Origin of the sequence: Cellulomonas xiejunii, from assembly GCF_024508315.1 — a bacterium.
In the GTDB taxonomy this organism is placed as follows: Bacteria; Actinomycetota; Actinomycetes; order Actinomycetales; family Cellulomonadaceae; genus Cellulomonas; species Cellulomonas xiejunii.
The window spans coordinates 2,357,139-2,368,232 of the sequence record NZ_CP101987.1; the positions used below are offsets into that span (position 1 = coordinate 2,357,139).

The following is an 11,094-nucleotide window of genomic DNA, read 5'->3' on the forward strand; positions in this document are numbered from 1 at the left end:
GACGTCAGATCAGCGGCAGGAACCGCTGCAGCTCGTACGGGGTCACCTGCGCACGGTACTCGGCCCACTCCTGGCGCTTGTTGCGCAGGAAGTAGTCGAAGACGTGCTCGCCGAGCGTCTCGGCGACGAGCTCGGAGCGCTGCATGACCTCGATCGACGCCTCCAGGGACGTCGGCAGCGGCTCGATGCCGAGCGCCTTGCGCTCGGCGTCCGTCAGCTCCCAGACGTCGTCGTCGGCACCCTCGGGCAGCTCGTACCCCTCCTCGATGCCCTTGAGCCCGGCCGCGAGCAGCACCGCGAACGAGAGGTACGGGTTGGTGGCGGAGTCCACCGCGCGGTACTCGACGCGGCTGGAGTTGCCCTTGCCGGGCTTGTACATCGGCACGCGCACGAGGGCCGAGCGGTTGTTGTGGCCCCAGCAGATGAAGCTCGGCGCCTCGGCGCCGCCCCACAGCCGCTTGTAGGAGTTGACGAACTGGTTGGTCACCGCGGTGATCTCCGCCGCGTGCGTGAGCAGCCCCGCGATGAACGACCGCGCGACCTTCGACAGCTCGAGCGGCGCCCCCGCCTCGTGGAACGCGTTGCGGTCGCCCTCGAACAGCGACAGGTGCGTGTGCATCCCCGAGCCGGGCTGGTCCGCCAGCGGCTTGGGCATGAAGGACGCGAACACGCCCTGCTCGAGCGCGACCTCCTTGACGACCGTGCGGAACGTCATGATGTTGTCGGCCGTCGTCAGCGCGTCGGCGTAGCGCAGGTCGATCTCGTTCTGACCGGGGCCGGCCTCGTGGTGGGAGAACTCCACCGAGATGCCCATGGACTCGAGCATCGTGATCGCGGCGCGCCGGAAGTCGTGCGCGGTGCCGCGCGGCACGTGGTCGAAGTAGCCGCCCTGGTCGACCGGCACCAGGGGACGGTTGGGGTCGGCCGGCGCGTCGAACAGGTAGAACTCGACCTCGGGGTGCGTGTAGAAGGTGAAGCCCCGGTCGCTCGCGCGGTCCAGCGCGCGCTTGAGCACGTACCGCGAGTCGGCGAGCGACGGCTCGCCGTCGGGGGTCAGCAGGTCGCAGAACATGCGCGCGGTGCCGTGCCGCTCCCCCCGCCAGGGCAGGATCTGGAAGGTCGACGGGTCGGGCTTGGCGATCATGTCGGCCTCGTACACACGCGTGAGGCCCTCGATCGCGCTGCCGTCGAACCCGATGCCCTCGCTGAACGCCTGCTCGAGCTCCGCGGGCGCGACGGCGACCGACTTGAGCATCCCCAACACGTCCGTGAACCACAGACGGATGAAGCGGATGTCCCGCTCCTCGACGGTCCGGAGGACGAACTCCTGCTGCCTGTCCATGGCGTACATCCTGCCTGATGACCGGCGACCGCGGAGCCCGCGTCCCACGGCTGGTCCAGCGCGTCGTCTGTGCGGCACCGCACAGACCACACCGCGTCCGCCGCGGATAGGCTCGACGCATGTCGACCAGTGACGCCCCGACGCCCCGCCGCATGCGCGTGCACCACCTGCTGGCAGCCAAGGAGCGTGGTGAGCGACTGACGATGCTGACGGCCTACGACGCCGTCACGGCGCGGATCTTCGACGACGCGGGCGTCGACATGCTGCTCGTCGGGGACTCGATCGGGAACACGATGCACGGGCACCGCACCACGTTGCCGGTGACCCTCGACGAGATCGTCGTCGCCGCACGCGCCGTCGCCGGTGCGGCACGCCGCGCGTTCGTCGTCGCGGACCTGCCGTTCGGCACGTACGAGGCCGGTCCGGAGCAGGCGCTGGCCAGCGCCGTGCGCCTCATGAAGGAGACGGGCGTCGCGGCGGTGAAGCTCGAGGGCGGGCACCGTTCGGTGCCCCAGATCCGCGCCCTCACACAGGCCGGGATCCCCGTCGTCGCGCACCTCGGGTACACGCCGCAGTCGGAGAACGCGCTGGGCGGCCCCCGCGTGCAGGGACGCGGCCACGCGGCCGAGGAGATCAGCGACGACGCGGTCGCCGTGACGGAGGCCGGCGCCGTCGCGATCGTGCTCGAGATGGTTCCCGCACCCGTCGCCGCGCGCGTCACCGAGGTCGTCCGTGTGCCCACCATCGGGATCGGCGCGGGCCCGCAGTGCGACGGCCAGGTGCTGGTGTGGGTGGACATGGCCGGCATGGGCGACTGGTCGCCCCGGTTCGCCAAGCGTTTCGGGGAGGTCGGCGCCGCCCTGACGGCGGCTGCCCGCGACTACGTCGACGAGGTCCGCGCGGGCTCCTTCCCGACGGCCCGGCACTCCTTCGACGCATGAGGCACGCGCGTCCGGCCACGACGCCGTGGCCGGACGCGCCGCTCAGCTCTCCTCGTCCTGCGCGTCCCACGCGTCGTTGCGGGCGCGCGCCTTCTCGAGCGCCTGTGCGGCCTCCTCCCGCGTCGGGTAGGGCCCCATGAGCTGCGACCAGTCGCTCTGGCGGCCCTGCTCCACCTGGTTGGTCCGGGTGTTGTAGAAGTACTCCGTCACGTCGCCTCCTTCTCGTCCCGGCGGGCCGTGCCGCCCCCTGGCTACGTAGACTGCCAAGCATGCCGTCGGTCCACTCGCCGCGCACCGCGCTCGTCCCCGGGCAGGTCAGCCCGCGACGACCCGTGCCTGCGCGCATCCCCCGCCCGGAGTACGTCGACAAGCCCATGCCCGCACCGTGGCGCGGACCGGACGTCCTCGACGACGACACGGTGGCGCGCGTCCGTGTCGCCTCGCGGATCGCCGCGCAGGCGCTGCAGGAGGTGGGCCGTCACGTCGCCCCCGGCGTCACGACCGACGAGCTCGACGCGATCGGCCACCAGTTCCTGATCGACCACGACGCGTACCCCTCGACGCTCGGGTACCGGGGCTTCCCGAAGTCGCTGTGCACGTCCCTCAACGAGGTCATCTGCCACGGCATCCCCGACTCGACGGTCGTCGAGGACGGCGACATCGTGAACATCGACGTCACCGCGTACATCGGAGGCGTGCACGGCGACAACAACGCGACGTTCCTCGCCGGCGACGTGGACGAGGAGTCGCGGCTGCTCGTGGAGCGCACGCGCGAGGCGCTCGAGCGGGGCATCAAGGCGGTGCGGCCGGGGCGCGAGATCAACGTCGTCGGTCGCGTCATCGAGAAGTACGCGGCACGCTTCGGCTATGGCGTCGTGCGCGACTTCACCGGCCACGGCGTCGGTCCCGCGTTCCACACCGGCCTCATCGTGCCGCACTACGACGCGGCACCCGAGTACGCGACGCTCATCGAACCCGGCATGGTGTTCACGATCGAGCCGATGCTCGACCTGGGCACCGCCGAGTGGGAGATGTGGGACGACGGGTGGACGGTCGTCACGGCCGACCGCCGCCGCTCTGCGCAGTTCGAGCACACCCTGCTGGTCACCGACACCGGAGCGGAGATCCTGACGCTGCCATGAGCAAGGACGCGAAGCACCACACGCAGGCCGACACGGCCTTCGGCATCGACATCGGCGGGTCCGGCATCAAGGGGGCGCCCGTCGACCTGAGGTCCGGCGAGTTCACGGCTGACCGGGTGCGCATCCCGACGCCGCAGCCGGCCACCCCGCAAGCCGTCGCGCGGACCGTCGCCGAGGTCGTCGACTCGTTCGACCTCGACAAGGGCCTGCCGATCGGCGTGACGTTCCCTGCCGTGATCCTGCACGGCGTCGCGCAGTCGGCGGCGAACGTGGACGACTCGTGGATCGGGACGGACGTCGCCGCGACGATCGGCGAGGCGACCGGTCGGCGGGTGCTCGCGGTGAACGACGCGGACGCGGCGGGGTACGCCGAGGTGGCCTACGGCGCGGCGAAGGACGTGCCGGGGGTCGTCCTGGTCGTCACGCTGGGCACGGGCATCGGGTCGGCGCTCGTCGTCGACGGTGTACTGGTGCCCAACACCGAGCTGGGCCACCTGGAGATCGACGGGCACGACGCCGAGTCCCGCGCGTCCGACGCCGCCCGCGACCGCGAGGACCTGTCGTTCGAGGAGTGGGCGCAGCGTCTGCAGCGGTACTTCTCGGTCGTCGAGAACCTGTTCTGGCCCGACCTGATCGTGGTCGGCGGCGGCGTGAGCAAGAAGCACGAGCAGTTCCTGCCGCTGCTGGACCTGCGCACGCGGATCGTCCCGGCCCGGCTGCGGAACGCCGCAGGGATCGTCGGCGCGGCGCGGCTCGCCGCGACCGGGGGCCGCTGACACCCGGGCCCGGTGCCGGATCGACGTCCTCCACCCGGCGCAGCGTCGTCCTCGGAATCCGGTCGCCTCTACCCCGGGACAGCGAACCTACGGTCGCGTAGGGTGTGACCATCCGCACGACGAGCGACCGCTCCACCCCACGGCTGGGAAGTCGAATCAGCCCTGGAGGTCATGTGGCTGCTGCACCCGTAACTGCGCCCCCCACCCCGACGCGTCCCCGTCAGGCGGCCGCGACCGGTAGCTATCACGAGCTGTCCGCGCAGGTGCGCGAGGCAGGACTCCTCGAGCGCACCCCCGGCTTCTACATCTCGCTGCTGGTCGGCCTCACCGCCGTCCTCGGCGGCCTGGTGACGGCGTTCGTGCTCCTGGGTCACTCGTGGTGGCAGCTGCTGGTGGCCGTCGGCCTGGGTCTGGTCCTGACGCAGTTCGCGTTCGTCGCGCACGAGGCGTCGCACCGCCAGGTGCTGCTCACCGGCCCCGCGAACGACCGGCTCGGCCGGGTGCTCGCCAACGGCGTCGTCGGCATCAGCCACTCGTGGTGGATGACCAAGCACACGCGGCACCACGCCAACCCGAATCGGGTCGGCAAGGACCCGGACATCGAGTGGGACACGATCTCGTTCCTCGAGGAGGACGCCGCCAAGCAGCGCGGACTCATGGCGGCCATCACCCGCAAGCAGGGCTGGCTCTTCTTCCCGCTGCTGACGCTCGAGGGCGTCAACCTGCACATGCTGGCGTTCAAGAGCCTCATCGCCGCCCCGGCGTCGCGGGCGCGCACGCTCGAGCTCGTGATCCTCACGGCGCGGCTGAGCATCTACGTGGCCCTCGTGATCTGGGCGCTGCCACTCGGCATGGCCGCGGCTTTCCTCGCGGTCCAGCTCGCCGTGTTCGGCGTGTACATGGGTGCGTCCTTCGCCCCCAACCACAAGGGCATGGCGATCATCCCGGCCGACAGCCGGCTCGACTTCCTGTCGAAGCAGGTGCTCACCTCCCGGAACATCGGCGGCGGCATGACCGTCACGATGCTCATGGGCGGCCTCGACGCGCAGATCGAGCACCACCTGTTCCCGAGCATGCCGCGGCCCCACCTGGCCCGCGCCCGCCGCATGGTGCGTGAGCACTGCGCGCAGGTCGACATGCCGTACACGGAGACCTCGCTGGTCCGCTCGTACATGCTGGTCGTCCAGTACCTCAACCGCGTCGGCCTGTCCGCGCGCGACCCCTTCGACTGCCCGATGGTCCAGCGGTACCGTCCGCGCTCCACCCGCTGATCCCCACGCGGCGCCCAGCGTGGGGCGCCGCACAGGATCTGCACAGGTCCCGCCGTGAACCCGACGGCGGACGACGCCCGCCGACCGCAGCGCCGCGGTGTGATGGGCACGTGCTCCGCGACCTGCGTCTGACGCTTCCGGGGGCGGGCGCGCGCGAGCTCACGGTCGTCGAGGAACGCATCGACACCTGGGCCCGCGCCCGCCTGGCCCGGCTGCGTGCCCGCAGCGTGCGCGCGGGGCTCGTCGAGCTCACCGTGTTCGTGCTCAAGCAGGGGTGGGCGTGCCTGTTCGGCGCCCTGCTGCTCGTCCTGTTGCTCGTCTCCCGGTTCTGGTACCCCGACGACGCCTGGCTGGCCCGCAACGACGCGCTGACGCTGGCGGCGCTCGCGCTGCAGGTCGCCATGCTCGCGAGCCGGCTCGAGACGCTCCGCGAGATGCGTGTCGTGCTGCTCTTCCACCTCGTCGGCACCGTGATGGAGCTCTTCAAGACCGATGCCGGGTCGTGGGCGTACGCCGCCGAGGGGGTGCTGCGCGTCGGCGCGGTCCCGCTGTTCTCCGGGTTCATGTACGGCGCCGTGGGTTCCTACCTCGTGCGCGTGTTCCGCATCTTCGAGCTGCGCTTCGACCGCTACCCCCGCCGCTGGGTGACGGCCGTCCTGGCCGTCGCGATCTACCTCAACTTCTTCTCGCACCACTGGGTGGCCGACGCACGGTGGGTCCTGCTGGCCGGCGTCGTCGCGGTGTACGGGCGCGCCGTCATGCACTTCCGCGTGCACGCCGCCCGTCTGCGGATGCCGCTGCTGCTGGCGTTCACGCTGGTCGCGGCGTTCATCTGGGCGGCGGAGAACGTCGCCACGTTCGCCGGTGCCTGGCTCTACCCCTCACAGGTCGACGGCTGGGTCCTGGTCGGCGGCAGCAAGCTCGTGTCTTGGTTCCTGCTGATGATCATCTCGGTGGTGCTCGTGACGTGGGTGTACCCGCCGCGCGCACCCGGGGAGGGCGACGAGGTCACGCGGTGACGACGGGCTCGGGCAGTGCCGACTTGTCCGGCTTGCCGCTGGGCGCCAGCGGGACGTGGTCGACGAGGGTCACGGTCTGAGGAACCGCGACCGTCCCCAGGGTCGCGGCGACGCGGTCGCGCAGCGCCGCCGCGTCCGGCACCTGCCCGTGGGCCGCGACGACCCACGCGTGCACCGCCTCACCGGTGAGGTCGTCGGGCCGGGCCGCGACATAGGCTTCCGCGACGGCAGGGTCCAGCTCGAGGACGCGCTCGACGGCGCCGGCGTGCACGAGCTGTGCGTCGACGATGACGACGTCGCGCGCGCGGCCCTCGAGATGCACGTACCCGTCGGCATCGACGTGCCCCAGGTCGCGGGTGCGTACCCAGCCGTCGGCGAACACGCCCGCCGTCTCGCGCGGGTCACCCCAGTAGCCCGACGCCTGCGCGGGCGTGCGCACCCACAGCTCACCGTCGCGCTCGCGGACGTCGACGCACGCGGGTGGCCGACCGACGGTGGCGAGCACCGCGGGTGCGGCGAGCATCTCCTCCGGCGCGACCATGGCGATCATCCCCGTCTCGGTCTGCCCGTAGCCGTGGAAGACGACGGGCCCGAGCACGTCGAGCGCCTCGGTGAGCCGCGCGGGGGCCAGGGGCGAGCCGGACACGAGCAGCGCGCGCAGGGTCGACAGGTCGGCCGGGTCCTCCCGCTGGGCGCGGACGAGCTGGTGGAGACGCCCGACCGTGATGACGCTCGCGGTCGCGCGGTGCCGCACGATCGCGTCCGGGAAGCCGGGCGGCCGCGCGGCCACCAGGACGCCGCCCGCGCTCAGGGTGAGGACGGCGTACTCGAGCATGACGTGGCTGCTGAGGGACCCGAACACGAGGTACCGGTCCAGCCGGGGTGCCAGCGCGGCCACCGCCGGCGGCCACTGCTCGGGGTACGGCGCCCACGCGGCGCTCATCGACGCGTAGGTCTGGACGCACCCCTTCGGCCGGCCGCTGGTGCCGCTGGTCCAGGTGATCCGCGCGACGTCGGCGGGCTGCCCCGCCGCCACGACCGACGACGCGGGGGGCGACGCCAGCAGCCACGCCAGGCGCGCCTCGTCGACGACCACCGCGACGTGGGCGCGCGCGAGCACGTCGGTCCGCTGCTCCGGCGCGAGCCCGGGCGGCATCCCGCACACCCGCGCGCCCACGGTGAAGGCGGCGACCGTCGCGGCGAAGGCCTCGGGCGAGACCCCGAGGTCGAGCGCGACGCCGACGCCCGGGCCGACGCCCGCAGCGCGCAGCCCGGCGACCACGCGCGCGACCGCGTCCCGCATCTCCCCCGCGTCCACGACCCGGTCGCCGTCCTCGAAGACGGGTCGGCGCGGGTCGCGCGCGAGCAGGTCGAGCACGGGCTGCGGCCACACCGCGGCGTGCCGCCGATCGGCCGTCACAGCCTCGGTCGTCGCAGCCTCGGCGGTCACGTCGTCGTCCCCTGCGTGGTCCTGCGCCATGTCGGCGACGCTAGAGTGACTTATCTCACATAGTTCTGAAATCAACTACCTACCGTCGACCTCATGAGCACCCGTGCCGCGCTGAGGACGCGCGTCGACCTGGCCTCCCCCCTGCGGACCCACGACCTCGTGGCGTCCGCCGGCCCCGTCGACGTGGTGGTCCCGCTCGTGGCACGCGAGCGCACCAGCGCGGCACGGGCGTTCCTCGACACCGCGGTCGGCGACGACCGCCCGGTCTACGGCCGCACGACAGGGTTCGGCGCCCTGGTCGGGTTCCGTGGCCGGGCGGACGGCGCAGACCAGGCCGACAACACGCTCGCGCACCTCGGCGCCGGTCAGGGCCCGGCGCTCCCCGCCGGACTGGTGCGGGCCACGGTGCTGGTCCGCGCCCGCTCGCTCGCGCAGGGCGCGTCGGGGGTCGGGCCGCACGTGCTCGACGCGCTCGCGGCGATGCTCGGGACCACGTTCGCGCCAGTCGTGCCCCGCTGGGGGTCGGTGGGCGCCAGCGGAGACCTGGTGCCGCTGGCGGCCGTCGCGGCCGCCCTGCGCGGCGACGGCGAGGCGGACGTCGACGGACGGCGCCTGCCGGCGCGCGACGCGCTCGCCGCCGCCGGCCTCACTCCCCTCCAGCTCGACGGCCGCGACGCCCTCGCCCTGGTCAACGGCACGTCGCTCACCACCGCCGCGCTGGCGCTGGCGCTGCAGGGCGTGCGCGAGGTGCACATGGCGCTCGTGAGACTGACGTGCCTGCTCACGGACCTGCTCGGCTGTGACGGGCAGTTCACCGACGCCGACCTGCTGGACCGGTACGCCCACCCGGGCGCGGCCGTCGTCGGGGCCCGCATGCGTGCGCTCCTCACGGGGCTCGTCCCGTCGGGCACCCGCGCGCTGCAGGAGCCCTACTCGATCCGCTGCACGCCGCAGCTGCTCGGCGCCGCGCACGACGCCCTGCGCTACGTCGAGGACGTCGTCACCGCCGACCTCGCCGGAGTCAGCGACAACCCGCTGCTGTTCCCCGACCACGACAAGGTCGTCCACGGCGGCAACTTCTTCGGCCAGCCGGCGGCGTTCGCGTCCGACCTGCTCGCGCTCGTGGCCGCACAGCTCGGCAACCTCGCCGAACGCCAGCTCGACCTGCTCGTCGACCCGGTCCGCAACGGCGGCCTGCCGCCGATGCTCGCGGCGGGTCCCGGCCTCCAGCACGGGCTGCAGGGGGTGCAGCTCGCGTCGACCGCCCTGGTCGCCGAGCTCCGCCGCGACGCGACCCCCGCGAGCATGCAGTCGCTGTCGACCAACCTGCGGACGCAGGACGTCGTGCCGTTCGGCACCCAGGCGGCGCTGCGCTCGCTCGACGGCGTCACGGTGCTCCGGCTCCTCGTCGGGTCGCTCGCCCTGGGGCTGCGTCAGGCGGCGCACGTCGGTGCGCGACGCCCCACCGCGCCCGCGTCCCGCGCGCTGCTGTCCGCGCTCGGCGCCGCCGTGCGTCCCGTCGACCCCGACCGACCGCTCGAGCAGGACGTGCGCGCGTGCGCGCACGTCGTCCTCACCGACCACCCGGAGGACCAGCCATGACCCTCGACCACCTCGTCATCGGGGCCGGACCTGCCGGCCTGCAGCTCGGCGCGCTCCTGGAGGCCGACGGCCGCCGCGACTACCTCGTCGTCGACCGCGCCGACGTCCCGGGCTCGTTCTTCACGCGCTACCCGCGCCACCGCCGGCTCATCTCGATCAACAAGCCGCGCACCGGCAGCGACGACCCCGAGCTCAACCTGCGGCTCGACTGGAACTCTCTGCTGAGCGACGACCCGGACCTGCGGTTCACGCGCTACACCGACCGGTACTTCCCGGACGCCGACGTCATGGTGCAGTACCTCGCCGACTTCGCCGAGCGCTCGAAGGTGCGCGTGCGGTACGGGGCGCCGGTGACCCGCGTGTCGCGCCCCGACGACCTGTTCGAGGTGCAGGTCGGCGCCGACACCCTGACGGCGCGCTCGGTCGTCGTCGCCACCGGGGTGAGCCGGCTGCACCGCCCGCCGATCCCCGGGTTCGAGCTCGTCGAGGGCTACGACACCATGTCCGTCGACCCGCAGGACTACCTCGACCAGCGTGTGCTCATCATCGGCAAGGGGAACTCGGCGTTCGAGACCGCCGACGCCCTCATGGAGACGACGACCGTCATCCACGTCGCGGGGCCCGACTCGGTGCGCCTGGCATGGCGGACGCACTACGTGGGGCACCTGCGCGCGGTGAACAACAACTTCCTCGACACGTACCAGCTCAAGTCCGCGAACGCCGTGCTCGACGGCACGGTCGAGCGGATCGAGCGTGACGCCGAGGGCCTCGCGGTGACGTTCCGCTTCGCGCGCGCGGACGAGACCCGCGTGCTGCACTACGACCGGGTCCTGGGATGCACGGGGTTCGCGTTCGACCCCACGGTGTTCGACGACACCTGCCGACCTTCGCTCGCGATCGGGGGCCGCTTCCCCGCGCAGACCGACGAGTGGGAGTCCGTCGACGTGCCCGGTCTGTTCTTCGCCGGGACGCTGAGCCAGCAGCGCGACTTCAAGCACTCGACCAACGGGTTCGTGCACGGCTTCCGGTACGCCGTGCGGGCGCTGCACCGCGTCCTCGAGCGCCGGTACGGCGGCGAGCCGTGGCCGTCGACGCCCGTGGACGCGACCCCCGCGGCGATCACGGCGGCCGTGGTCGAACGCATCAACCGCACGTCGGCGCTGTGGCAGCAGTTCGGGGTGCTGGCGGACGTGGTCGCCGTGACGGACGGTGCAGCGCGGTACCACGAGGAGGTCCCCGTCGCCTACCACTCCCGCGTGGGCGTGGGACCGGACGGTCACGACGACGACGCGTTCGTCGTCACGCTCGAGTACGGGCCGGACCACGACAAGGTCGACCCGTTCGACATCGGCGTGCAGCGCGTCGCCCAGGACACGCCGGGGGTCGCGCACGACGCGGCCTACCTGCACCCGGTCGTCCGGCACCACCGCCGCGGCGAGCTCCTCGCGACCCACCACCTCGCGGAGAACCTCGAGAACCGGTGGGACCGCCCCGACGCCCACGTCGCCCCCCTGGAGGCGTTCGTGGCCGGTGCGCTCGCGGGGCGCTGAC

The 11,094-nt window shown here is 72.7% G+C and carries 10 protein-coding genes; 7 read left to right on the forward strand and 3 right to left on the reverse strand.

The annotated features are described in order from the left end of the window. Positions 1 to 4 precede the first annotated feature (4 nt). On the reverse strand, positions 5 to 1,342 hold the full coding sequence (gene glnA / locus NP048_RS10750) for a type I glutamate--ammonia ligase (protein WP_227575606.1): 1,338 nt from the start codon (positions 1,340 to 1,342) through the stop codon (positions 5 to 7). A gap of 119 nt (positions 1,343 to 1,461) precedes the next feature. On the opposite strand from glnA, the gene panB reads away from it, so the two are divergent. After that, positions 1,462 to 2,283, forward strand: a complete 822-nt coding sequence (gene panB / locus NP048_RS10755; protein ID WP_227575607.1) for a 3-methyl-2-oxobutanoate hydroxymethyltransferase — start codon at positions 1,462 to 1,464, stop codon at positions 2,281 to 2,283. 42 nt (positions 2,284 to 2,325) lie between these two features. On the opposite strand, the gene NP048_RS10760 is transcribed toward panB, so the two are convergent. Then, positions 2,326 to 2,493: an SPOR domain-containing protein gene (locus NP048_RS10760; protein ID WP_227575608.1), complete on the reverse strand. Its 168-nt coding sequence runs from the start codon at positions 2,491 to 2,493 to the stop codon at positions 2,326 to 2,328. 59 nt (positions 2,494 to 2,552) lie between these two features. Between NP048_RS10760 and map the strand changes: the two genes are divergently transcribed. The 4 genes from map (at position 2,553) to NP048_RS10780 (ending at position 6,491) form a co-directional block, all read left to right on the forward strand. Further along, positions 2,553 to 3,425, forward strand: coding sequence for a type I methionyl aminopeptidase (map, locus tag NP048_RS10765; RefSeq protein WP_227575609.1), 873 nt, complete (start codon positions 2,553 to 2,555; stop codon positions 3,423 to 3,425). Further along, entirely contained in the window at positions 3,422 to 4,201 is a 780-nt protein-coding gene (gene ppgK / locus NP048_RS10770) for a polyphosphate--glucose phosphotransferase (protein WP_227575610.1), read from the forward strand. Before map ends, ppgK begins: the two co-directional genes overlap by 4 nt. Before the next feature lie 173 nt (positions 4,202 to 4,374). After that, positions 4,375 to 5,472: a fatty acid desaturase family protein gene (locus tag NP048_RS10775; RefSeq protein WP_227575611.1), complete on the forward strand. Its 1,098-nt coding sequence runs from the start codon at positions 4,375 to 4,377 to the stop codon at positions 5,470 to 5,472. 110 nt (positions 5,473 to 5,582) lie between these two features. After that, entirely contained in the window at positions 5,583 to 6,491 is a 909-nt protein-coding gene (locus tag NP048_RS10780) for a DUF817 domain-containing protein (protein ID WP_227575612.1), read from the forward strand. Here NP048_RS10780 and NP048_RS10785 read toward each other — a convergent pair. Then, a complete protein-coding gene (locus tag NP048_RS10785) occupies positions 6,481 to 7,971 on the reverse strand; it encodes a class I adenylate-forming enzyme family protein (RefSeq protein WP_227575613.1) in 1,491 nt (496 codons plus the stop codon). The two genes, NP048_RS10780 and NP048_RS10785, sit on opposite strands and share 11 nt — an antisense overlap. A 63-nt stretch (positions 7,972 to 8,034) precedes the next feature. Here NP048_RS10785 and NP048_RS10790 point away from each other — a divergent pair, with 63 nt between their 5' ends. Together NP048_RS10790 and NP048_RS10795 are read left to right on the forward strand one after the other, a co-directional pair. Then, positions 8,035 to 9,543: an aromatic amino acid ammonia-lyase gene (locus NP048_RS10790; RefSeq protein WP_227575614.1), complete on the forward strand. Its 1,509-nt coding sequence runs from the start codon at positions 8,035 to 8,037 to the stop codon at positions 9,541 to 9,543. After that, positions 9,540 to 11,093 (forward strand): NAD(P)-binding domain-containing protein, encoded by a 1,554-nt coding sequence (locus tag NP048_RS10795; protein ID WP_227575615.1) that lies wholly within the window; start codon positions 9,540 to 9,542, stop codon positions 11,091 to 11,093. Before NP048_RS10790 ends, NP048_RS10795 begins: the two co-directional genes overlap by 4 nt. Position 11,094 lies beyond the last annotated feature (1 nt).

Excerpts from the sequence above, each read along its gene's own strand:
- ppgK (WP_227575610.1), top strand. The coding sequence starts at position 3,422 with ATGAGCAAGGACGCGAAGCACCACACGCAGGCCGACACGGCCTTCGGC.
- NP048_RS10785 (WP_227575613.1), bottom strand. The coding sequence starts at position 7,971 with ATGGCGCAGGACCACGCAGGGGACGACGACGTGACCGCCGAGGCTGCG.
- NP048_RS10790 (WP_227575614.1), top strand. The coding sequence starts at position 8,035 with ATGAGCACCCGTGCCGCGCTGAGGACGCGCGTCGACCTGGCCTCCCCC.
- glnA (WP_227575606.1), bottom strand. The coding sequence starts at position 1,342 with ATGGACAGGCAGCAGGAGTTCGTCCTCCGGACCGTCGAGGAGCGGGAC.
- NP048_RS10795 (WP_227575615.1), top strand. The coding sequence starts at position 9,540 with ATGACCCTCGACCACCTCGTCATCGGGGCCGGACCTGCCGGCCTGCAG.
- panB (WP_227575607.1), top strand. The coding sequence starts at position 1,462 with ATGTCGACCAGTGACGCCCCGACGCCCCGCCGCATGCGCGTGCACCAC.
- map (WP_227575609.1), top strand. The coding sequence starts at position 2,553 with ATGCCGTCGGTCCACTCGCCGCGCACCGCGCTCGTCCCCGGGCAGGTC.